The following is a 20,683-nucleotide window of genomic DNA, read 5'->3' on the forward strand; positions in this document are numbered from 1 at the left end:
TGACGACTGAATGGCGTCTTCATGTCCGGTATAGCGTCTTCCTGCGTGTATGGTTCAGCCGCCAGCCTTGCCGGTCTGGGCGTTGACCACGATGGAAGTCTTGCCGTCCTTGGCCGGCTGCGGCCCCGGCGGCTCGGAGACCGCCTCTTCGGGTTTCGCTTCCTCGACCGGCACATCCGTTTTGAAGGGCATGCCGAGCCCTTCGGCGCGGAAACGTTCGTAAATGGCGAGCCGGAGGTCGTTGCGCACGCTGCCGCCATTGACGATATCGGCGAGATAGGCGCGCAACTCGAAGGTCATGGTCGTCTCGCCGAAGGCGCTGAACACGGCCATGGGCGATGGATTGCGCAACACCTTGGGATGGCTTTCGGCGATCTCGGTCAGCAGTTCCATGATGCGGCGCGGATCGCTGTCGTAATTGACGACGACGGAAATATCGGCCCGGCCGAGCTTGTTGCGATGCGTCCAGTTGCCGACGGAGGCGTTGATGAACAGCGAATTCGGCACCATGATCGACTGGCGCTGAAATGTCTCGATCTCGGTTGCGCGCACCGAGATGCGCTTGACGAAACCTTCCGTGGTGCCGGTCACCACCCAATCGCCGACCTTGAAAGGCCGTTCCACCAGCAGGATCAGGCCGGAGACGAAGTTGGAGACGATGTTCTGGAGACCGAAACCGACGCCGAGAGACAGGGCACCGGCCACCAGCGCGAAGCTGGAAAGATCGATGCCGGCCGCCGACACGCCGAACAGCGCGGCCATGGCGATGCCGAGATAACCGATGCCGGTCTTGACCGAGTTGCGCACGCCGGTATCGACCTGCGAGCGTTCCATGACATTGTTGTCCAGCCACTTCTGCAGCCAGCGGGTAATCAGGAAACCGAGCGCGAAGATCAGTACGCCGCCGACGATGCCGAACAGCGAGATGGTCATGCTGCCGATGCGGATTTCCGTGAACAGCCGGAAGGCCCATTGCTCGAGGTCGCCGGTCTTGAAGCCCCAGGAGAGCAGGATCAACGGCACGCCGGTCACCAGTGCCACCGCATAGATGCCGAGCCCGGCGGCAAGGCCGATCTGGTCGAGCGCGACGGGGCCAAGCCCGCGCTTTTCCTGCAAGGCACGGCCGAGCTTGGTCTCGGCGAAGGAATTGCGCTTGGAAACCGCCTTGCCGGAAAGGAAACCGATATACATGGTCGCAACCACGGCGCCCGTCAGGATGATCTGGCTCGCCAGAAACCGCGCCAGGCCGACATAGCCGGTCAGGCAGGCGAAGATCAGGCCGATGCCGATGATCCGCAGCGCGACGCCGAGAATGCGCGGCCAGGGCCGACCTCGCGCCTCCGGATCGCCGTTTTCCGCCAGCACCGGCCGGAAGAAGGAAATGACGACCAGCAACACGCCGACGATGAATGAGGTCGTAAAACTCTTGGCGACGGTCAGGATGACCGGTGAGCCAAGCCCGGCGCTGACCGCGTTCAGAACATAGTCCAGCGCGCTGACCATCGCCATCGCCATGATTGCCCAGCACAGATCCCGTGCGCCGGAATTGGAGACGCGGACCAGCCGCCAGTCGTGCCGCGTTGGCGAAAACACCGAGAAGGCCAGCTTCCAGACGAAGTAGACCACGCCGACGAAACCGAGGACGGAGGCGATGATAGGGGCGACATCGCTGCGCAGGATATTGAAATTCTCAAGAAAGAAGAACGAGGTGACCAGGAATGCGCCGAGCGAGATCGTCTGCACCGTCGTCGACCAGAAGGCCACCGACAGGCGGGTGATATAGGGTGGGTCGACGATGCCCTCGTCGCGACGGATATAATGGCCGAACAGGCGATAGCCTCCGGCCAGGAACACCAGCGCCGCCGTCAGCGACAGCAGAACGGCCGAAAGCAATGGTAGTTGCTTGTAGCGCAGACCGAACTTGATCCAGCTTCGGAACACATTGTCGAGGCTGGAAAGCTCTTTGACGAAGGCGGTCCCCGCGACGTTGAACATCTCCACCGACACGTCCGAACGCCTGAACAGGGTTTCGGTGAACAGCTTGCGCCGCATCTCGGTGATCTGGTTCGATAGATTGGTACCGGCAATCGACAGGTCTTCCGCCTCACCCGTCAGTGCATTGATCAGCGAGCGTTCGCTCGTCAGTTGCTTGCGCTCCTGCGCGACGATATCGGCTTCCGGCGGCTGGCCTTCGCCGGGGGGATCGCCGAGTTCCGTCAGGCGATTCTTGATCGCGTCGAAGCGCGGGCGCAGGCCGACCGGCACGGCGAGGATGGAACGGGTCGCGTCATCCGCCTGCGCCTTCAGGTCGACCAGCTTCTGGTCGTCCGTCGCGGCCTTGTCGACGGCGTCGCTCAGCCTGTCGATGCGCTTGCGGGCGGCGCCGAGATCGTCCTTACCCTTGGCGATCACCTGGTTGAGCGAATCGTCGGGCGCAGCATCTCCGGCGGGCGGGGTCGCCGGCGCGGCAGGCGGCGTCGGAACTGCCGCAGGCTGGGCGGCGGCAGGCACCGGCGCGGCGGGCGCAGGCGCCTGGTCCTGTGCGGCGCTTAGGCCGGCCGCCAGACAAAGGCAGATGGCAACGAGCACCCATTTTCCGATCAAGCCCCTGAATGTGCCCACGCCGCCGTCCTTACCCGCATGTCATGACATTACCGGCTCCCTTCCCTAAAGAAAAGAAGGGCGAGATGAAGGCAGTCGCCAAAGTAACCCTTTGTTTTGCCGGATCTCCGCCGTCGGCACGGCTTGTTCAGAAGCCGGCGCCGGGCGTTTGCAGATAGGCCTGTTCTTCGGCCGTCGAGTCCCGGCCGAGAATGGCATTGCGATGCGGAAAGCGGCCAAAACGGCGGATCACGTCGCGATGACGCACGGCATAGTCATGGTAATTCGCGTCATCCAGCGCCTCGAACAGCGCCACGGACAGGTCCTGATCGGCCAGATCCTCCGAATGCTCGAAAGGCAGATAAAGGAAGCAACAGTGGTCCTTGCCGAGCTGCCGTTCGGCACCGGCTTCCAGCGCCAGTCGCGCCTCGCGCCGCGCCAGCCCGTCGGTGGCGAAGGCCAGCGGCGTGCCGCGATAGATGTTGCGCGGAAACTGGTCGAGCGCGACGATGCAGGCCAGCCGCGCCTGCGGGGTTTCCCGCCACGCCGGGCCGATGCCGGCGGCAAGCGAAAGATGCAGTTCGCGAAACCGCCGGGCGATCTTGCCGTCCAGATCGGCGCCGCCGCGAAACCAGTCCTCCGGCGTCAGTTCCCCGAACCAGAAGGCCAGCACGTCCTCCGGACCCAGTTCCTGTTGCGACATGATGTTTCCTCCTTATTCCACCGCGAATTCGAAGACGGCGCGCGAACCCTGCGCATAAGCCGGATCGTATTCGATCCGGCTGTCGAGGCTGGAGGCCATCGCCGACATGATCTTTGTGCCGAGCCCGGTGCCCTTGACGGGATCGCCATCGGCAAAGCCGCGCCCGTCGTCCTCGACGGTGATGCGGATGCGCGTTCCTTCCGGTCGTATGACCCGCACGCGGATTTCTCCGCCGTCCCCCTCCTCATAGGCATATTTGAACGAATTGGTCACCAGTTCGGAAATGATCAGACCAACCGTGATCACCTTGTCGGTCGTGAGGGTCAGGGCCACCGCATCCAGCGTCACCCGATGCGGCCGCCGCTCGTCATGCATCGAGCTTTCCAGCTCGGACAGCAGGCTGGAAAGGTAATCGGTGAAATCCACCTGCCCGACCCTGGCGCTGGTATAGAGCCGGCGATGCACGCTGCCGATGGCATTGATGCGCATCTGGGTTTCCTGCAGGGCGTCGACCGCCGCCTTGTCCTTGGTCACGGAGGCCTGCATGCGCACCAGCGCGCCAACCAGGCCGAGGCTGTTGGCGACGCGGTGGTTGACCTCGGTCAGCAGCAGTTCGGCGCGATCGCGCTCCTGGCGGATCACCTCCTGCGCCTCGGCGGCTTCACGGCGATAGCGCGCCCGCTCCAGCCCCTGCTCCAGAGCCACCGCCAGCAAGTCGACATAGTCGGAGGTGGCGTTCTTGATGACGTAGTCGTCGGCACCCGCCTTCAGGGCGGAGACGGCAACGCCGGTGTCGCTGGATCCGGTGACGTAGATGACCGGAATATGCCCGACCTCCTCCAGGATGACGCGCAGCAGATCGAGCCCCAGTTCGCCGCCGAGGAAATGATCCAGCGCCACGGCATCGATATCGCCCGCGCGCAGCCGCGTCAGGCCAGCAAGGCCGTCATGGGCGATATGCACCTGGTAACCCCGACGTTCGAGATTGCGCCGCACCAGCGCGCAAAGCGTATCGTCGTCGTCGATATAGAGAATTCTGATCGGGTTCATCACGCTTCCGCTTCCGGAATCTTCATCACCGACACGAACATGCCGAGTTGCTGGATGGCTTGCACAAACTTGTCGTATTGCAATGGCTTGGTCACGTAGACATTGGCGCCGAGATCGTAGGAGCGGCGGATTTCGCATGGATCGTCGGTGGTGGTCAGGACGATCACCATCGCCCGTTTCAGCACCGGATCGGCCTTGACGCGTTCGAGGATGTCGAGGCCGCTCATGTCTGGCAGGTTTAGGTCGAGCAGGATCAGCAATTGCATCCCGCGCAGCGGCTCCCCGTCGCCGAAAAGGTAGGCCAGCGCGTCGCCGCCGGTGGCAAACGGCACGATCTCGTTGATCACCCCGGCGCGGCGGATGTTGCGCTCGATCAGCCGCGCATGGCCTTCGTCGTCCTCGATCATCACGATGCGCACGGCGTCGGCATTGTTCATTTCGCGTCTTCCTTCTGCTCGCGCCCCAGATCGGCAGCCAGCGTGACGGTGAACACTGTTCCTTCGCCAAGCGTCGACTGCACCTTCACATCGCCGCCGAGCCGCCGCGCCAGAGCCCGCACATGCGCCAGCCCGACACCGTCACCCGGCTGGTCCTGGAGCCCGGAGCGGCGGAACAGCTCGAAAATCCGCTCCAGATCCTTTTCCGCGATACCGCGGCCATTGTCGCGGATCTCGAGGTGAACCGCTAGCCCATCCAGCCAGCCGCGAATCGCAATGCGACCCTTGCGGGACGAATCGGTGTATTTCACCGCATTTTCGAGAAGGTTGCCGAGGATCTGCTGCAAGGCAAGCCGGTCGGTGACGACGGGCGGCAGCGCACCGGAAATTTCGGCCTCGATGCCGCGTTCCTGCATCTGATGGCGCAGGCTGTCGAGGCTCTCGCGCACCAGCGAGCCAACAGAGACATATTCGGCATGCAACGAACGCGTGCCCGCCCGCGCCAGCACGAGGATCTGGTTGATCAGCAGGTCCATGCGCCGCGTGGAAGAACGGATGAAGCCGAGCGCCTCCGGTATCTCCTCCTCGACCGCCAGGCGCGCAGCGCGAGCGTCGCCGTCGTCCCGACCCGGCTGGCGTTCCAGCCATTCGCGAAAAATTCGGGCCGAACGGTCCAGTTCCTCGGTGAATCCCATGATGTTGACCAGCGGCGCGCGCAGGTCGTGGCCGACGATATAGGCATAGCTCTGCACCTCGGCATTGACACGCTGCAGGTGCTCGGTGCGGACGGCCACCTTTTCCTCCAGCGTTTCGTTGATGCGCGACAGCGCCTCCTGTGCGCCTTCCAGCGCCACGGCATGGCTCACCAGGCGATGCAGCACCGCCCCGACGATGATCGCCAGTAGGCCGGCGCTGACGGCGATGAACGCCGTCAGCCACGAGGTGATCGTGTCCAGCGTCGCAACGCGCGCCTTGGCATTGCCGGTTCCCAGCCTCTCGATGTCGGACATGACGAGGCGGATGCGGTCCATCAGTTCCTTGCCGCGTCGGGTCTCGACCACGGCGAGCGCCGCCTGCGCATTGCCGCGCTTGTAGAGCTCGACGGTGCTGTCGAGTTCGGCGAGCTTGTCGCGCACAAGCCCATCCAGCTCGGCGATGCGCGCATGCGCCATGCCGATATCGTCGAGTTGGTCCTCCAGGGAGAGAAATCTGCTTTCCGCCGCCGAACGAGCCCGCAGATAGGGTTCGAGATAGCTTTCGTCGCCGGTCAGCAGGTAGCCGCGCTGGCCTGTCTCGGCATCCTGCAAGGCGCCGAACACCTGCACGGAACGGGCGTGCAGCCGCACGGCGGCCAGCGCCTCATTGGCATCGCGCGAGGCTTCGCGGGCAAAGAACAGCGAGGCCGCGACCATGGCAGCAAGCAAGGCGATGCCACCGACCAGCGCCATCGGGATCGAGCGGCGCATGGAGCGCCAGAAGGGAGCAAGGGGCGTGAATATTCGACGCAACGATCCATCCGCATGACAAAACCCGTCGAACCACGCCGGTTCCGGAAAAGCCTCTCCCGCGCCCGCGAGGCGGTCGCCTATCCCCCGCGACGCGCAACGTGGCTCGAAACGCATAACACGGATTCAGGTTCCGTCCGAACACGAAAATATGGATGGTTACAGGCGTAAATTGTGGTGGCCAAGCCGCGCATTCGATGCTTAAATCCAGTGTCAACGGTGCTGTCGGCCCCGCCGGCATCATTGGAGGATGACGGGAGGATTGCATGAAGACTGTGACCTGGGGCCAGCCCCTTGAAGTCGATTTCGTCTATGCCGGCGTGCGCGCCATCGGCGGCCCCGCCGAAGCCCTGAACTGCTTGAACCATTTGTGGCCGGATCGCCGCGGCCCGCGCTATGTCGCTGCCCGCAGCGTCTGCCGCGCCGCCATCGATGGTCGCAAGAGTGTTGAACAGGCGCGCGAAGTCTTCCGGACCGCCCTCGAGGAAGCCCACCTCAAGCTGCATTGAAACCGCAGGCCAGCTTCCGGCAGCGGACGCCAGCGTTGTCGGGACCAGGTGATGCACCGGGAGAAATGACATTGTCGCGGCAATGCCCGCTCTCAAGAAGAACATCGATTTCCGTTGAAAATCTCTTGTTTCCGGGGGAACAGAGCTCTGGCTCCATCGCTGCGATGATGCCTTCATCGAGCAATCGAGGAAGGAAAAACGATGTTCGGGTCTTTTTTGGGAGTTCTACTCTGCGCCGCTGCCGTCGCCCTGTTCTTCGGCCCCCCGCCCCGCTGGCCGCAGGATGAGGAATGGTAAACTCCGCCATCCAGACGAATGGGATCGCCGCCGTGGTCCCATTCGCGAATCAGACATCCGGCCTCACGGACATGCCGTCGCCCTCTGGAACACACCGAATCTAAAACGAAGGAAAAGCCAAAAAGCCCAGCATCGAAGCGAGCTGAATTTCTTCAGGTCGAACTTTAGAAGTTTCTGCCAAGCTATTGAAAGTGGTGGGTGATGTAGGGCTCGAACCTACGACCCGCTGATTAAGAGTCAGCTGCTCTACCAACTGAGCTAATCACCCGTCCGCCCCGTTTCCGGTGGCGTGAGAGGGCGTATAAAGGGGATTCCCCACCTTGTCTAGCGCCCCTCCGCAAAAAACCGAAAATTGTGAAAGTTTTTTTTTCAGAGTGCCCGGCCTCGGCTGTTACTGCTCGTATTTTTCGGCATGAACAGGCATGAAAACAAGAAGATAAGCCTCCAAAAAAATTCAGAGATTCAGCGTGCCGCTGGCAAGCCGCACGGCCTGACCGCCGATGCGGGCACCGGAAATGTCCTGAGCCTCCACATCGATATGCAGATGGATGAAGGACGGGCGGCCCATTTCGACGCCCTGCTCGACGATCATCGCGTGATGCCCGTCCGGCAGCGCATCGAAATGGCGGATCGCGCCCGAAAGGGCCGCCACGGCCGCACCGGTGGCCGGATCCTCCGCAATGCCCATGTCGGGGGAAAACATGCGCGCATGGAATTTGGCCTGATGGTTCACGCCGCCGCGGCAATAGACATAGGCCGAGGTCAAGCGTCCCTCGCAGAAGGGCGCGGTGCGCTCCCACAGACCGGTGTCGAAATCCACCTTGGTGGCCGCGTTGAGGTCGTGGACCGGGATCATCAGGAAGGGCACGCCGGCGCTCCAGATCGACGGAACATGGTTCTCGAATCCGATCTCGCGGATGCTGAGGCCCAGCGCATCCGCCAGCCCCTGGCGGTCGAGCGGCATGGCGATCTCGGCCGATTTGCGCGGCAGGTCGAATTCGGCAAAGCCCGCTTTGCCCTCGCGCAGCTTGACCGCACAGCGGACCGGCCCGACATTTTCCTCCAGCACGGAGACCAGATCGAGCGTGCCGTCGCCGTGCTCGCGCTCGGCCAGCGCAATGGCCGCGCCGACCGTCGGATGCCCGGCGAACGGCAATTCCCGCGCCGGCGTGAAGATGCGCACGCGCGCCGCATGGCCGGGGCTTTCCGGCGCCGACAGGAACACCGTTTCCGACAGGTTCATCTCGGCGGCGATGCGCTGCATCGTGTCATCCGCCAGGCCATCTCCATCGAACACCACCGCCAGCGGGTTGCCCGCCAGTTTCGTATCGGTGAAGACATCGTAGATGCTGTAGGCACGCGTCACGCTATTCTCCTCGGTATCAGCCTCGTGCCACCAAGGTGCAACAAGCGCTTGGGGTCACGCAACACCCTTTCTGCCCCCATCAACCGCTTCGAAGAATTGTCGAAGGATCGGCAGCATCATTTGGCTATAGGGATGGGCCGTCGGATCTGCCGATCGGATCGCTACCGCCGCATCGATTTCTTTCTCGTGGTCGATCGCCATATGCCGGCCAATGGCGGCCAGCAGTTCCTCGGCCGTCCGCTCGAAGCGGAAGTAGCGGTAGAGCGTCACGCGGCGACCGCGATGCAGCCCGTACCACCCGGAGGCAGGCTCGGCCTCGGAAAGATCGAGCCCGGTTTCCTCCAGCACCTCACGGCGCAGATTGCCGGAGAGATCGCAGCGGTCGCCGACGATGTCGTTGGCATCCAGCGAGCCGGCGGCGCAATAGACCAGCCCGGCATTGGCCGTCTGCGGCCCCATGCGGATGGCGATGACGGCGCCATCGCTGGAGATCGGGATCGCCCAGCCGAAAATATGCACGCCGCGCAACGGCGTTTTCTGCTTGCGCCACCACAGGAAAGAGGAGAGCGGCATCAGATGCCCTTCCGCCTGAAGCGCGCCGCCGGCAAGCCGCACCCGGTCGAAAAACACCATGCGGCCATCGAACAGCGCCGGATTGGCGGCGATTTCATCACGCCAGTTTTCCGCCGCAGCGGCCGATTCGGCCGCATGAAAGGGATGATCGTCCGGCATCACCACGAGATCGATGGATTGCAGCGGAAACACCTGCATTTCCGCCGGCCCGTTTTCGGGAAACAGCCCGCTCATGCCAGATCGAGCGTCATGACGACGGGGCAATGGTCGGACGCCTTCGGCCGGTCCCAGCCGATGCGCGGATAGCGCTCCACCGCCTGCCCCGGCGGAAAGAGGGTGCGGAACGGCTGACCGGCGCGAACGATCTCAGGAATGCGGCCGGCATTGGTTTCGGCCAGATGCGGCGACAGCAGGATATAATCGAGCTGGCACAGATGCTGCTCGGCCGGCCCGCGCGAATGATAGAGCGTCCAGCGATCCATGATGTCTCGGCGGCGCATCGGGTTTTCGACGAAGCCGTCATGGGTCAGCACGTCGAGGCTGCTTTTCGGCTCACTGGCCGGCACGAAACGATAGCCATTGCGGCGGTCGCCTTCAATGATGATGCGCTCCTGGTAGTCGTTGAAATCGCCGCAGATGGCGAAGCGTTTGCGCGCGGTGTTGCCGACGCCGAATCGCTGCTCGACGATCTGGCGCACGGCCTGCGCTTCCGCCATGCGGATCGGCATGGTCGCTTCGCGCCCGTCCGCGCCTTCGCGGCCCGGCCCCATGGATTTGAAATGCACCACGTAGAGCGTCAGCGCCTCGCCGCCGATGCGCAGGTCGAGTTCCAGGCAGTCGCGCTTGAAAATCTTCTCTTCGGGATTGGCCGACAGGACGATGCCGGCGCCGGGCTTCAACTCGCGATAGGTCATGCCGGCATGGCTCTTGATGTCGACCAGCTCGATACGCTCGCCATCCAGCGTCTCCTCTCGCATCAGCACGGCAACGTCGATGCCCCGGGTGTCATTGCCCTCGACCAGGAATTTCTGGCGATAGCCATTGCCGACCATGCGATAGAGATAGCCGTATTCGAAGGCATGCAGGGCCGCCATGTCGTCCACCTCCTGCAGGCAAAGGATATCGGCATCCGCATCGGCGATCGCCAGGGCGGAGTGCTGGCGGGTGTCGTCGGTGGAGGAAATCATCCGCGCCTCCTCCAGCCGCTTGTACTGCTCCTCCCCCTGCACCGAAAACAGCCTGATCACCCGATCCTGCCGCAACTGGTTTCGAAAGCCGGTGAAATCGAAACGCGTCATCAGGTTTTCGACATTGAAGGTTGCGAGGCGCAGGGACATGCATGACTTCCGGTTCGAGCTTTGCCGCAGACTAGAGCATGTCGCGCAAAAGTGTGCAGCAGTTTTGCGAGAACGACATGCGAAAAACAAAAATCGAAACCGCGAAGAGCGAATCTGAAAGATCGCGACGCGCTTTGGAGCATTTCCAGGAAAAGTGGATACCGGTTTACCGTCTGGAAATGCGAAAAAACAATGAGGTAGAGTGTTTTCGCGTTCGAAGAAAAGCGGAAACGCTCTACCGCAAGGCGCGCAAAAGCAAATTCCAAATGTCAAAAAAAGTCCGGAAACTGGTAAGCCGTATATATTTTTTTATATCCGGCAAACGGTTAGCGTCGGCGGGTGCAACCTCCGCCGTCCCACGGACGCGCCAACCCCGGAAAAAACCATGCCTTCGATCAAGCCCCTGTCCGTGCTTGCCTTCGCCGCCGGTCTCGTGGCCGCCGTGCTGCCTGCTATTGCCCATGCGAGCGACAGCTTTGGCGCCATCGCCTATTCGCGGGAGACAGGGTCACTCGGCTGGTCCTACGATCACCCCTCGCGCCGCGCGGCCGAGCGCACCGCCATGAACAATTGCGGCGAGAGCGATTGCGAGGTTCTGTGGTTCAAGAATGCCTGCGGCGCCATCGCCGCCGGGCCGGATGGCTGGGGCTCCGGCTGGGGCAACAACCGCCGCCGCGCCGAGCGCGAGGCGGTCAATAGCTGCGCCAGCTATTCCGATGACTGCTCGGTCATCCGCTGGCAGTGCTCCGGCGCGCGTTGAGACGAAAAAGGGGCCTCGCGGCCCCTTCACCTTATGCGGCCGCCTGCTGCATCTCGCCGGCGATCAGCGTGCCGAGACGACGGATGCCCTCGTCGATCATTTGGTCGTTGGCGCAGGAGAAGCTGAGGCGCAGCGTATTGGCGCCGGAGCCATCGGCGAAGAAGGCCTTGCCCGGCACGAAGGCGACCTTGACCGTCTCAAGCGATTTCGCCAGAAGTGCGGCGCCATCCATGCCTTCTGGCAACGCCACCCAGATGAACATACCGCCTTCCGGTTTCGTCCAATGCGTTCCCTCCGGCATGTATTTCGTCAGGGCCGCCAGCATGGCGTCGCGCCGCTGCCGATAGGCGGCGTGGATCTTGGACACCTGGGCCTCGAAATGGCGCGAGGCGACATGGGCGATGGCGATCTGGTTGATGGTCGAGGAATGCAGGTCGGCGGCCTGCTTCATCAGCACCAGCTTGCGGATGACGGTGGAATTGGCAACGATGTAGCCGACGCGCAGGCCCGGCGCCAAAGTCTTGGAAAAGCTGCCGCAATAGATGGTGCGCGTCGCCTCGATGCCGCCCTTGCGGGCGATTTCCAGCGCCATGATCGGCGGGATGCTCTCGCCGTCATACCGCAGCGACTGGTAGGCGGCATCCTCGATCAGGGCGATATCCAGATCGTCGGCGAGATCGATGGCGCGCTCGCGCGCCGCGCGGTCGAAGGTCTCGCCGGTCGGATTGGAGAATTCCGCCGTGAGATAGGCGAATTTGACGCGCCCGCCGGTCTTTGCCGCTGCCGCGCGATAGGACTCCGGCGTGCGGTTCCCGTTCAGCGTCAACTGGTCGTAGGCCGGCTCATAGGCGTTGAAGGCCTGCAGCGCGCCGAGATAGGTCGGCCAGGTGACGAGCGCGGTATCGCCCGGCGACAGGAACAGTTTTCCGAGATAATCCAGCCCCTGCTGCGAGCCGGAGACGATGAAGACATTCTCGGCGCCGCAGGCGATGCCGAGCTTGCCCATCTCGCCGGCCAGCCATTCGCGCAACGGCTTGTAGCCCTCGCTGACCGAATACTGCAGGGCGGCATTGACCGTGCCGTCGCTAAAAATGTCGGCATAGGCCGCCTTGAATTCTTCGTCCGGAAACAGCGCGGGATCGGGAATGCCGCCGGCAAAGGAGATGATCTCCGGCTGGTCGAGCAGTTTCAGCAATTCGCGGATTTCCGATGCGCGCATCCGCGAGGAACGCGTGGCGAAGATATGGTCCCAATCCAGCATGGTCTTTCCTCCGTTTGTCGTTTTCGACAGAGGACCACGGACGGAAATTTATGTCAACAATGCTGACCTATCTCCGAGAAAGAATTCGCCGTTACGCAAACATCGCCGCCCGGATGTGCATTCCTTAAAATTGTCGCGAATTGTTTTTGAGAATTTTTAGAGACAATACCTATGGTTGCTTATGGTCGAGATTATACAATGGAAATATGCGAGCCGGCATAAAAGAAACAGCCAGAAGCGCTTCGCAGCCCTCATAAGCTGTATTGTTGCCACCGCTTTCATAGGCGGAGCAGTGGCGGAGACCATGCTGCGGGACGCAAGCTTAGGCGAAGGATTGCATCGCACCTTCAATCATCTGGCAAACACGCTCCTACCATCATCGAATCCTGTGAAAATCGTCAGCGAAAATGTGCCAATCTTCGAGATCGATCCCGTCGAAACATCCATACCGGCGCAAAACTTCCACAGCAACTGGGAGCGTTGCGGAAAAGGCAAGCGGGTAACTTGTGTGGTTGATGGCGACACGGTCTGGCTCGACGGCGAAAAGATCCGCGTCGCCGATATCGATACACCCGAGATCACCAATCCGAAATGCCGTTCCGAACGGGAACGCGGCGAGCGAGCCGCCAACAGATTGGTATCGCTCCTGAATCAAGGGGCAATCCGCATCGAAGGATCGGGTGATCGGGACAAAGACAAATACGGCAGATTGCTTCGGACCATCGCCGTCAACGGGCGCGGAGTTGGAGATATTTTAATCCGCGAAGAACTGGCACGCCCATGGACAGGACAACGGCGCCCTTGGTGCTGACCCCGCTTAAAGTGAAAAGGGCCGAAGCGAATGCTCCGGCCCTCTCGTTCAAAGAGCTTAGTTGACCGCCTTGTCGACCAGCTTGTTCTTGCCGATCCAGGGCATCATGCCGCGCAGCTTGGCGCCGACTTCTTCGATCTGGTGGGCGTCGTTATTGCGGCGGATGCCCTTGAAGCGGGCCGCGCCGGCCTTCCATTCCTGCATCCAGTCCGAGGTGAACTTGCCAGTCTGGATGTCCTTGAGGACGCGCTTCATCTCGGCCTTGGTGTCGGCGGTGATGATGCGCGGGCCGGTGACGTATTCGCCCCACTCGGCGGTGTTGGAGATCGAGTAGTTCATGTTGGCGATGCCGCCTTCATAGATCAGGTCGACGATCAGCTTCACTTCGTGCAGGCATTCGAAATAGGCCATTTCCGGGGCGTAACCGGCTTCGACCAGCGTTTCGAAACCGGCGCGGATCAGCTCGACCAGACCGCCGCAGAGAACGACCTGTTCGCCGAAGAGGTCGGTTTCGCACTCTTCCTTGAAGTTGGTTTCGATAATGCCCGAACGGCCGCCGCCGACGCCGCAGGCGTAGGAGAGAGCGAGTTCGAGGGCGTTGCCCGAAGCGTTCTGGTGAACGGCAACGAGGCAGGGAACGCCGCCGCCCTTCTGGTATTCGCCGCGAACGGTGTGGCCAGGGCCCTTCGGCGCGATCATGACGACGTCGAGCGAAGCCTTCGGCTCGATCAGGCCGAAGTGAACGTTGAGGCCGTGGGCAAACGCGATGGCGGCGCCGTCACGGATGTTGCCGGCGATTTCGTTCTTATAGATGTCGGCCTGGAGTTCGTCCGGGGTCGCCATCATCAGCAGGTCGGCCCACTTGGCGGCTTCGGCAACGGTCATGACCTTGAAGCCGTCGGCTTCGGCCTTCTTCACGGTCGGCGAACCGGCCTTGAGGGCGATGACGACGCCGGTGGCGCCGGAATCCTTCAGGTTCAGCGCGTGGGCGCGACCCTGCGAGCCGTAGCCGACGATGGCGACGTTCTTCGACTTGATGAGGTTGAGATCGGCATCACGATCGTAATAGACGCGCATTTCGAATGTCCTTCCCTTGTGCTTGTCTGTATGTCTGTATCCGAGCGGCGTCAGACGGGCGCCAGGCCCGCCTCCGCCAAAGTTTTTGCCGTGCCGTGCAGCGTCAGGAAGGCGCGCACAGCCTTTTCCGCGCGCTGGGTGAAATCGCCCTGCGGGCGCTCCCCGAGCAGCATGCGGACATGCATATCCGAAACGATCAGCCCGTAAAGGGTGCGATAGGCTTCTTCCCCATCGTCGAAGGTCAAGAGCCCGGCGCGGCGGCCGGCATCGATCAGCGCACGGGCGCGGCGATCGATCTGGCGACGGCCATGCTCCAGCAGCAATTCGCCGAGCTTGGAGCCGTCGCGGCTCGATTGGCTGACCGCGAGACGATTGAGCGCCAGCGAGACGTCGCCGGAGAGGACTTCGAGCAGATCCTTGGCGAACATCACCAGATGCTCACGCAGGCTTGCGACATTCAGCCGCTCGCCGTCACGCTCGAAAGTGCGCACCTTGCTGGCCTGGAAGGCGATCATCGCCGCGATCAGGCCGTCGCGATCGCCGAACCATTTGTAGAGGCTTTCCTTGGAGCAGTTGGCGGCACGCGCCACCCCCGCCGTCGTCAGCGCCTTCTCGCCGCCATCGACGAGCAGCCGCAACGCCTGGCCCAGAACAGCGTTCTGGCGCGGCGAGAATTCCGGCGCTGTCAGCGGATCGGACGACACGTTTGCTTCCTCCAAGACATGTACCGTACGGTACGGTTCGTGGGTTTATGCCGCAGCCACGCCCCCGCGTCAAGCCGGTTTTGCGGCTTTTTGGCCGAAGATGGAAACGGGGGAAGCCGGCCTTGCCACGCTTGCGAAAACCTGTGCAATCCGCAATCCTGCCGCCGGCTTGGCCGCAGCCCGAGTCCTTCTGCCTGGAGCCCTGCCGAACGGAGCATTTCCATGAGATTTATCGTCCTGTCGCTTTGCATTCTGGGGCTGGGCGCCGGAACGGGTTTTGCCGCCGGCGCAAGGCAGCCGCCCTATGTCGGGCGCTGGGACTGCGGCGTCGGCGTCTTCACCTTCACCGCCGATACCTATGATCCCGGTGACGGGCCGCTGAAGATCGACAGGATCCAGCAGCAGGACGGCGATTACCATTTCATGTTCGAGGACGGTTACGGCTTCTGGGTTTCCGGCGTCACCACCACCCGCATGGGCTGGCTTTCCGATGCCAGCGGCGACGCCTTCGATTGCAAGCGCATCGGGCGATAGGCGATTTTCACATGCCCGCTCAGTGTGGTGCCGTCAGGCGGAAGGCGTCGCGAATGGCATCGGCCATGCCCTGCACGACGCGGTCATGTCCGCGCGAACCGATGACCATCACCACATTCGACTGGTCGATGGCCGGATAGCCGTCGGCCACGGTCAATTCGCGGCAGCCCTCGGGAATGCAACTGCGCGAAAGCGGCGCAATCGCCAGCCCGGACGTGACGGCCGCGCCGAGCCCCGTCGGATTGTCGCTGACATAGGCGATGCGATAGGGAACGTTGCCCTGCTCCAGCCCGGCCAGCGCCGTCGAGCGAAACCAGCTTTCCGAGGCATACATGGCGACCGGCAACGGCGAGCGATGATGCGTTTCATGCAGCGACGACGTCGCCCAGACGGTCGGATCGCTCATCAGCACCTCGTGATGGGTATTGCCCGCATGTTCGAACACGACGGCAAGGTCCAGTTCGCCGCGCGCCATCGCCGCGGTATTGGCGCGGGAATTGCCGTAACGCACCGTCACCTCGACATCGGGATGCTGCAGATCGAAACTGCCGAGCAGCTTCGGCAGAACCGAATGGCCGTATTCCTCGGGAATGCCGATGCGCACCAGACCGCGCAATTGCGGCGTCGACAGCGCCGCCGCCGTCTCGTCCAGCAGCGAAACCACGCGTCGGGCATAAGAGAGAAGCTGCCGCCCCTTCGGCGTCAGCGCCACCCCCCGTGAGCCGCGTTCGAACAGGGCGTCGCCGATGGTCTCCTCCAGCTTACGCATCTGGACGCTGATGGCCGATTGCGTGCGCCCGGCAGTATCGGCGGCGCGGGTGAAATTACCCGTTTCGGCCACCGTCAGGAAGGTCCGCAACAGATCGCTCTCCAGCTTCATAGCACCCCTCGCCAGCCATGAACGAATTCTATTGCTGATATTCTTTCTATTCGTTTGTGAAATGTCAACCGTTGAAGTCAAATGGGAATCAGAGCGGAGGTGGCACGAATTCCAGGTGGCCTCGCCGCTTCCACTCCTGACAACAGGCTCTTATGGAGGAATAGATGGAACGGATGCGCAAGCAGGGCGGCCTGCTGGCGGCGCTTGCCGCATTGCCTGAATTTCTGCTTCGCCGGCGGCTGGAACGAAGCCGCGCCGAAGCCTTGAAGGCGCTGATCGGCCGTAACGACAATCATCTTCTCGACGATATCGGCATGGGCGACATCGACCGTCCCGCGGCCTTCCCGCCGACGACGAACCGCAAACCCTGGATGCTCTGAACCGCTCAGCCATTCTCGCGGTCGTAGCGCTCGCGCGCCGCCTTGACGGCGGCGTGGTTGGCCTCGGCCCAGTTCAGCAACTGCGACAGAGGTTCATACAGTGCCCGGCCGAGATCGGTCATGCGATATTCGACGCTCGGCGGCTTGGTCGGAAACACCTCACGCTCAATATAGCCGTCACGCTGCAATTCGCGCAGCGTCTGCGTCAGCATGCGCTGGGAAATATCCGGGATCATCCGCCGCAATTCCCCGAAGCGATAGGGCCGCTGCGACAGCGCATCGATCAGCAGCGTCGACCATTTGCCGCCGATCTGGTTCAGCATGTCCCGCACAGGACAATTGCCGAAATCCAACCCTCTCAGATCGACATTGCGCGCCGGGACTGCCGCAGGCGACGATTGGGGCTTCAATGGGACGACGGCCATGCATGGTTCCCTTTTGGTAACGTAGGGTGCAAAAACTGCCTTCTTTACAGCGCGCAGTCAATTCCTAATCTAGTGCTGGTCTCTTTTTGAGACCGCCGGAGCTTGTCTGGGAAATCTGGAAACGGTTTTCCCGAGGGACAGACGGAAAAGGAAATTGAGCGGAATTCTCCGCCGAACCGAAGGTCAGGACAGAACCCATGAGCCATACGATTCTCGTCACCGGAGCCGCCGGCCATCTCGGCCGCGCCGTCGTCGGTCACCTGCTCGACACGCAGAAGGTCGATGCCGCCCACATCGTCGCCGCCAGCCGCGATCCGGCCAAGCTTGCCGACCTCGCCGCCCGTGGCGTTGCCATCCGCAAGGGGGATTTCGACGATGCCGCCTCGCTGGAATCAGCCTTTGCCGGCATCGACCGGCTGCTGATCGTCTCCACCGATGCGCTCGCCGTTCCCGGCCAGCGCCTGACGCAGCACAAGACGGCGATCGCCGCAGCTGTAAAGGCCGGGGTCAAGCACCTGTTCTATACCTCCATGCCCAAGCCCGACGATTCGCTGGTCAGCTTCGCGCCGGATCACCTCGGCACCGAAGAGGCGGTAAAGGCGAGCGGCCTTGCCTATACTATTTTGCGCGACGCCTGGTATCACGACAACCTGCTGCATTCGCTGCCGCACAATCTCTCGACCGGCACATGGTACAGCGCGAGCGGCGACGGCCGCATCGCCACCATCGCCCGCGACGATTGCGCCAGGGCGATTGCCGCTGCCCTCGCTTCGCCGACGACACCCGGCGACGCCACCTACACGCTGACCGGCCCGGCCGCGATCACAACGGACGAGATCGCCGCCATCGCGGCCGAAGTCGCCGGCAAGCCGCTGAAGGTCGTGCGTGTCAGCGACGAGCAACTCGCCGCCGGCCTGAAGGGCGCGGGCATTCCGGATTTCTTCGCGACCGTGCTGGTCAGCGCCGACGCCAATACCCGCACCGGCCGCTTCGACATCGTCACGGACGATTTCGAAAAGCTAACGGGCGACAAGCCGCAATCGCTTAAGGACTTTTTGAGCGTCCACAAGGCGGCGTTGACCGCCTGAAAACGATCAGACGGCCTCGCCGCAGGCGCGACGGAAGCGACGCACGGCTTCCGCCATGCCGAATTCCAGCGCCTCGGCCGTCAGGCCGTGGCCGATGGAGACTTCCGCAATAAAAGGAATGTGCCGCAGCAGCAGCGGCAGGTTCCCCACGGTAAGATCGTGACCGGCATTGACGCCCAGCCCGATGGCATGGGCGGCCTCTGCCGTGCCCTTCAACCCCTCGATCTCGCGCAACGCCCGGGCCGGATCGTCATAGCAGCCGCCATAGGGGCCGGTGTAGAGTTCAATGCGGTCCGCACCGGTCTCGCGGGCAATGGCGACGGCCTCGCCATCGCCGTCACCGTCGGCGAACAGGGAGACGCGGCACCCCCTCGCCTTCAGCCGGCCGACGACGTCGGTCAGAAAGGACTGGTGGCGGCGGAAATCCCAGCCATGATCGGAGGTCGCCTGCGACGGATCGTCCGGCACCAGCGTCACCTGCTCTGGGGCGGCGGCTTCGCAAAGCGCAATGAACTCGCCGGTCGGGTAGCCCTCGATGTTGAATTCGACGGCCGGAAACTCGTCGTCGATCAGCGCCCGCAGCACCGGTAGGTCGGAAAAGCGGATATGGCGCTGGTCGGGGCGCGGATGCACCGTCAGGCCATAGGCGCCCGCCTGCAGCGCGATGCGGCCGAGCCCCTCGACGCTCGGCCAGGGCAGATCGCGCCGGTTGCGCAGCATGGCGATGGCATTGAGGTTCACGGAAAGCTTGGTGGGCATCGCGGATCGTCCCGAATTGAAGAGCGCAAGTGCCTGTTTCATAGGACATTCATAACGCAAATGCCAACGCCTTTGATGCATGGATGCATCTGCCGGCGTGATGGGACGGCAATCCACATACACAGCCCGCATATAAGGAGTTTATTGCCTAAATAACCAGATCCGGTGTAGTCGGTCTTTAATCCGCCTTGCTGTCGGCCCATATTGACCTTCAGCCTGGCCCGATTGAAGGACAAGATGAGCGAAACGCACAGCATTGACGAAGCGCTGGTTCTGACCAGCCTCCAGAAAATTCTGGACAGCGAGACCTTTTCCCGTTCCGAGCGGCTGAGGGCATTCCTTGATTACGTCGTGCGCAAGGAGCGTGAAGGGCTGGCGCATCAGCTCAAAGGCTATTCCATCGGCGTCGACGTCTTTGCCCGCAACGAAAGCTTCGATCCCGGCGGCGATCCGCTGGTGCGCGTCCAGGCCGGCAAGCTGCGCAAGCTGCTGCGCCAGTATTACGAAACCGAGGGCAGCGACGATGCCATTCGCATCGAGATCCCCGTCGGCGGCTATGTGCCGGTCTACGCGCCGCAATCCCAGCCGACCGCGACAACCGCCGCGCCGGACATGCCGGCGGACGCCGGCATTCCCGCCGCCGCCGCCATTGCGGCCAGCGCGCCGCCTTCCTTCTGGAGCCGGTTTCGCCTCGCCTCTACCGGGCTGCTCGCCTTGACGGTTCTGAACATCACGGCGCTCGGCCTGCATGCCACCAGCCGCTACCTCATTCCCGCCGGCACGGCCGACAGTACCGGCCCGGCCGGCTTCACCCGCACCGCTTCCGCCCTGCCGCGCATCGCCATCCGCAATGATTTCGGCAGCTCGGCGCTGGCCGCCTCCCTGGCCGATTCCATGCGCATTGCGCTCGGCCAGCTTGCCTTTGTCGAACTGGTCGAGGACTTCGACCGCGCCAACCGCATTGCCCGCCAGCCGGACACGCTGGACTTCACCCTGTCGATCGCCCGCAGCGAACAGCCGGGCCAGTTGAACGTGCAGCTTCGCCACAATGCCTCGGGCGATATTTTCCACGAGGAAAGCATTCCGGAGGCCGACCTGCATCTGGTCAGCGAGCGCACCTTCGCGGCCAGCGCCTTTGCCGGCCGCCGCCTGTCGATGAACGGCCAGCTTTATGCCTTCGCCGACCAGAACGCGCTTTCCAGCAACCTGATGCGCTGCCTGACGGCGACCAACGAATATCGCCTGCACAAGTCGCGCCAGACCTTCGAGACCGCCTGGAGCTGCCAATCGCAACTGATTCCCGCCAAGGAACCCGACCGTCTGGTCAGCGAGCCGCACCACCTGATCTCCATGGCCCGCGAGGCTGAAGCCGATCTGGAACGCCGGAACCGTGCCGGCGCGTGAAATCGCGCAACAGTAGCGAAAATCTCGATATCGCAGCCAAATTCAATCCATAGACGCGCTCTCATGATGGGACTGGGCGCGATAAACCACCTGTGACTTTTTGGACTTACAATTCCCCCGATTAACGTTAACGTAAACTTAACATCGCAAGCGGCAATCCATGACAGGTTGATGCGGCGAGGTGGCGCATTGGCGCCGCTGCATTCGCCGTTACCCGGATGA

At 62.6% G+C, this 20,683-nt stretch carries 21 protein-coding genes and 1 tRNA gene; 7 read left to right on the plus strand and 15 right to left on the minus strand.

Features of this window, described 5'->3' with window-relative positions; all coding sequences use genetic code 11:
• Positions 1–54: 54 nt before the first annotated feature.
• From P7F60_RS05395 to P7F60_RS05415, 5 genes are all read right to left on the minus strand, one after another.
• Positions 55–2,622 carry a mechanosensitive ion channel family protein gene (locus tag P7F60_RS05395; RefSeq protein ID WP_277916691.1) on the minus strand — a complete coding sequence of 856 codons (2,568 nt, stop codon included), beginning with the start codon at positions 2,620–2,622 and terminating at the stop codon, positions 55–57.
• Between the two features lie 127 nt (positions 2,623–2,749).
• Positions 2,750–3,304, minus strand: a complete 555-nt coding sequence (locus P7F60_RS05400; protein WP_277916692.1) for a DUF924 family protein — start codon at positions 3,302–3,304, stop codon at positions 2,750–2,752.
• Positions 3,305–3,316: 12 nt separating this feature from the next.
• Positions 3,317–4,354, minus strand: a complete 1,038-nt coding sequence (locus tag P7F60_RS05405) for a histidine kinase dimerization/phosphoacceptor domain -containing protein (RefSeq protein WP_277916693.1) — start codon at positions 4,352–4,354, stop codon at positions 3,317–3,319.
• Positions 4,354–4,791: a response regulator gene (locus P7F60_RS05410; RefSeq protein WP_277916694.1), complete on the minus strand. Its 438-nt coding sequence runs from the start codon at positions 4,789–4,791 to the stop codon at positions 4,354–4,356. The genes P7F60_RS05405 and P7F60_RS05410 overlap by 1 nt, the downstream gene beginning before the upstream one ends.
• Entirely contained in the window at positions 4,788–6,299 is a 1,512-nt protein-coding gene (locus P7F60_RS05415) for a CHASE3 domain-containing protein (RefSeq protein ID WP_277916695.1), read from the minus strand. The genes P7F60_RS05410 and P7F60_RS05415 overlap by 4 nt, the downstream gene beginning before the upstream one ends.
• Before the next feature lie 263 nt (positions 6,300–6,562).
• On the opposite strand from P7F60_RS05415, the gene P7F60_RS05420 reads away from it, so the two are divergent.
• Positions 6,563–6,805, plus strand: a complete 243-nt coding sequence (locus P7F60_RS05420) for a DUF982 domain-containing protein (RefSeq protein WP_277916696.1) — start codon at positions 6,563–6,565, stop codon at positions 6,803–6,805.
• A gap of 489 nt (positions 6,806–7,294) precedes the next feature.
• Here the strand turns inward: P7F60_RS05420 and P7F60_RS05425 are convergent.
• The 4 genes from P7F60_RS05425 to P7F60_RS05440 all read right to left on the minus strand — a co-directional run bounded on the left by P7F60_RS05425 (position 7,295) and on the right by P7F60_RS05440 (position 10,378).
• Positions 7,295–7,370: transfer RNA gene (locus tag P7F60_RS05425), tRNA-Lys, on the minus strand.
• Between the two features lie 186 nt (positions 7,371–7,556).
• Complete coding sequence (locus tag P7F60_RS05430) at positions 7,557–8,468, minus strand: PhzF family phenazine biosynthesis protein (protein WP_277916697.1); 912 nt, start codon at positions 8,466–8,468, stop codon at positions 7,557–7,559.
• Between the two features lie 54 nt (positions 8,469–8,522).
• Complete coding sequence (locus P7F60_RS05435) at positions 8,523–9,275, minus strand: NUDIX hydrolase (protein ID WP_277916698.1); 753 nt, start codon at positions 9,273–9,275, stop codon at positions 8,523–8,525.
• Entirely contained in the window at positions 9,272–10,378 is a 1,107-nt protein-coding gene (locus P7F60_RS05440) for an endonuclease/exonuclease/phosphatase family protein (RefSeq protein WP_277916699.1), read from the minus strand. The genes P7F60_RS05435 and P7F60_RS05440 overlap by 4 nt, the downstream gene beginning before the upstream one ends.
• Positions 10,379–10,763: 385 nt before the next feature.
• Between P7F60_RS05440 and P7F60_RS05445 the strand changes: the two genes are divergently transcribed.
• Positions 10,764–11,138 (plus strand): DUF4189 domain-containing protein, encoded by a 375-nt coding sequence (locus P7F60_RS05445; RefSeq protein ID WP_277916700.1) that lies wholly within the window; start codon positions 10,764–10,766, stop codon positions 11,136–11,138.
• Between the two features lie 31 nt (positions 11,139–11,169).
• Here P7F60_RS05445 and P7F60_RS05450 read toward each other — a convergent pair whose 3' ends face one another.
• Entirely contained in the window at positions 11,170–12,399 is a 1,230-nt protein-coding gene (locus P7F60_RS05450; protein ID WP_277916701.1) for a PLP-dependent aminotransferase family protein, read from the minus strand.
• 304 nt (positions 12,400–12,703) lie between these two features.
• On the opposite strand from P7F60_RS05450, the gene P7F60_RS05455 reads away from it, so the two are divergent.
• Entirely contained in the window at positions 12,704–13,210 is a 507-nt protein-coding gene (locus P7F60_RS05455) for a thermonuclease family protein (RefSeq protein WP_277916702.1), read from the plus strand.
• A 57-nt stretch (positions 13,211–13,267) separates the two neighbouring features.
• On the opposite strand, the gene ilvC is transcribed toward P7F60_RS05455, so the two are convergent.
• The gene (gene ilvC / locus P7F60_RS05460; protein ID WP_277916703.1) at positions 13,268–14,287 is read right to left on the minus strand and encodes a ketol-acid reductoisomerase; all 1,020 of its coding nucleotides are present in this window, start codon (positions 14,285–14,287) and stop codon (positions 13,268–13,270) included.
• Between the two features lie 50 nt (positions 14,288–14,337).
• Positions 14,338–14,991 carry a TetR/AcrR family transcriptional regulator gene (locus P7F60_RS05465; protein WP_277916704.1) on the minus strand — a complete coding sequence of 218 codons (654 nt, stop codon included), beginning with the start codon at positions 14,989–14,991 and terminating at the stop codon, positions 14,338–14,340.
• A 222-nt stretch (positions 14,992–15,213) separates the two neighbouring features.
• On the opposite strand from P7F60_RS05465, the gene P7F60_RS05470 reads away from it, so the two are divergent.
• On the plus strand, positions 15,214–15,525 hold the full coding sequence (locus P7F60_RS05470; RefSeq protein WP_277916705.1) for a hypothetical protein: 312 nt from the start codon (positions 15,214–15,216) through the stop codon (positions 15,523–15,525).
• 19 nt (positions 15,526–15,544) lie between these two features.
• Here P7F60_RS05470 and P7F60_RS05475 read toward each other — a convergent pair whose 3' ends face one another.
• Positions 15,545–16,405, minus strand: a complete 861-nt coding sequence (locus P7F60_RS05475) for a LysR family transcriptional regulator (protein WP_277916706.1) — start codon at positions 16,403–16,405, stop codon at positions 15,545–15,547.
• 164 nt (positions 16,406–16,569) lie between these two features.
• Here P7F60_RS05475 and P7F60_RS05480 point away from each other — a divergent pair, with 164 nt between their 5' ends.
• Positions 16,570–16,785 (plus strand): hypothetical protein, encoded by a 216-nt coding sequence (locus tag P7F60_RS05480; RefSeq protein WP_277916707.1) that lies wholly within the window; start codon positions 16,570–16,572, stop codon positions 16,783–16,785.
• 5 nt (positions 16,786–16,790) lie between these two features.
• On the opposite strand, the gene P7F60_RS05485 is transcribed toward P7F60_RS05480, so the two are convergent.
• Positions 16,791–17,210, minus strand: coding sequence for a helix-turn-helix domain-containing protein (locus P7F60_RS05485; RefSeq protein WP_277916708.1), 420 nt, complete (start codon positions 17,208–17,210; stop codon positions 16,791–16,793).
• 197 nt (positions 17,211–17,407) lie between these two features.
• On the opposite strand from P7F60_RS05485, the gene P7F60_RS05490 reads away from it, so the two are divergent.
• On the plus strand, positions 17,408–18,298 hold the full coding sequence (locus tag P7F60_RS05490; RefSeq protein ID WP_277916709.1) for an SDR family oxidoreductase: 891 nt from the start codon (positions 17,408–17,410) through the stop codon (positions 18,296–18,298).
• A 6-nt stretch (positions 18,299–18,304) separates the two neighbouring features.
• Here the strand turns inward: P7F60_RS05490 and P7F60_RS05495 are convergent, their stop codons facing one another.
• Positions 18,305–19,057, minus strand: coding sequence for a pyridoxine 5'-phosphate synthase (locus tag P7F60_RS05495; RefSeq protein ID WP_277916710.1), 753 nt, complete (start codon positions 19,055–19,057; stop codon positions 18,305–18,307).
• 237 nt (positions 19,058–19,294) lie between these two features.
• Here P7F60_RS05495 and P7F60_RS05500 point away from each other — a divergent pair, with 237 nt between their 5' ends.
• On the plus strand, positions 19,295–20,461 hold the full coding sequence (locus tag P7F60_RS05500) for a hypothetical protein (protein ID WP_277916711.1): 1,167 nt from the start codon (positions 19,295–19,297) through the stop codon (positions 20,459–20,461).
• Positions 20,462–20,683 lie beyond the last annotated feature (222 nt).

The organism is Rhizobium sp. YJ-22, assembly GCF_029601685.1.
GTDB lineage: Bacteria > Pseudomonadota > Alphaproteobacteria > Rhizobiales > Rhizobiaceae > Metarhizobium.

What these genes read in the sequence shown, in the direction of transcription:
- P7F60_RS05500 (WP_277916711.1), top strand. Translation starts at nt 19,295, where the DNA reads ATGAGCGAAACGCACAGCATTGACGAAGCGCTGGTTCTGACCAGCCTC.
- ilvC (WP_277916703.1), bottom strand. Translation starts at nt 14,287, where the DNA reads ATGCGCGTCTATTACGATCGTGATGCCGATCTCAACCTCATCAAGTCG.
- P7F60_RS05420 (WP_277916696.1), top strand. Translation starts at nt 6,563, where the DNA reads ATGAAGACTGTGACCTGGGGCCAGCCCCTTGAAGTCGATTTCGTCTAT.
- P7F60_RS05450 (WP_277916701.1), bottom strand. Translation starts at nt 12,399, where the DNA reads ATGCTGGATTGGGACCATATCTTCGCCACGCGTTCCTCGCGGATGCGC.
- P7F60_RS05435 (WP_277916698.1), bottom strand. Translation starts at nt 9,275, where the DNA reads ATGAGCGGGCTGTTTCCCGAAAACGGGCCGGCGGAAATGCAGGTGTTT.
- P7F60_RS05480 (WP_277916707.1), top strand. Translation starts at nt 16,570, where the DNA reads ATGGAACGGATGCGCAAGCAGGGCGGCCTGCTGGCGGCGCTTGCCGCA.
- P7F60_RS05405 (WP_277916693.1), bottom strand. Translation starts at nt 4,354, where the DNA reads ATGAACCCGATCAGAATTCTCTATATCGACGACGACGATACGCTTTGC.
- P7F60_RS05495 (WP_277916710.1), bottom strand. Translation starts at nt 19,057, where the DNA reads ATGCCCACCAAGCTTTCCGTGAACCTCAATGCCATCGCCATGCTGCGC.
- P7F60_RS05475 (WP_277916706.1), bottom strand. Translation starts at nt 16,405, where the DNA reads ATGAAGCTGGAGAGCGATCTGTTGCGGACCTTCCTGACGGTGGCCGAA.
- P7F60_RS05445 (WP_277916700.1), top strand. Translation starts at nt 10,764, where the DNA reads ATGCCTTCGATCAAGCCCCTGTCCGTGCTTGCCTTCGCCGCCGGTCTC.
- P7F60_RS05470 (WP_277916705.1), top strand. Translation starts at nt 15,214, where the DNA reads ATGAGATTTATCGTCCTGTCGCTTTGCATTCTGGGGCTGGGCGCCGGA.
- P7F60_RS05410 (WP_277916694.1), bottom strand. Translation starts at nt 4,791, where the DNA reads ATGAACAATGCCGACGCCGTGCGCATCGTGATGATCGAGGACGACGAA.
- P7F60_RS05440 (WP_277916699.1), bottom strand. Translation starts at nt 10,378, where the DNA reads ATGTCCCTGCGCCTCGCAACCTTCAATGTCGAAAACCTGATGACGCGT.
- P7F60_RS05485 (WP_277916708.1), bottom strand. Translation starts at nt 17,210, where the DNA reads ATGGCCGTCGTCCCATTGAAGCCCCAATCGTCGCCTGCGGCAGTCCCG.
- P7F60_RS05455 (WP_277916702.1), top strand. Translation starts at nt 12,704, where the DNA reads ATGCTGCGGGACGCAAGCTTAGGCGAAGGATTGCATCGCACCTTCAAT.
- P7F60_RS05400 (WP_277916692.1), bottom strand. Translation starts at nt 3,304, where the DNA reads ATGTCGCAACAGGAACTGGGTCCGGAGGACGTGCTGGCCTTCTGGTTC.
- P7F60_RS05490 (WP_277916709.1), top strand. Translation starts at nt 17,408, where the DNA reads ATGAGCCATACGATTCTCGTCACCGGAGCCGCCGGCCATCTCGGCCGC.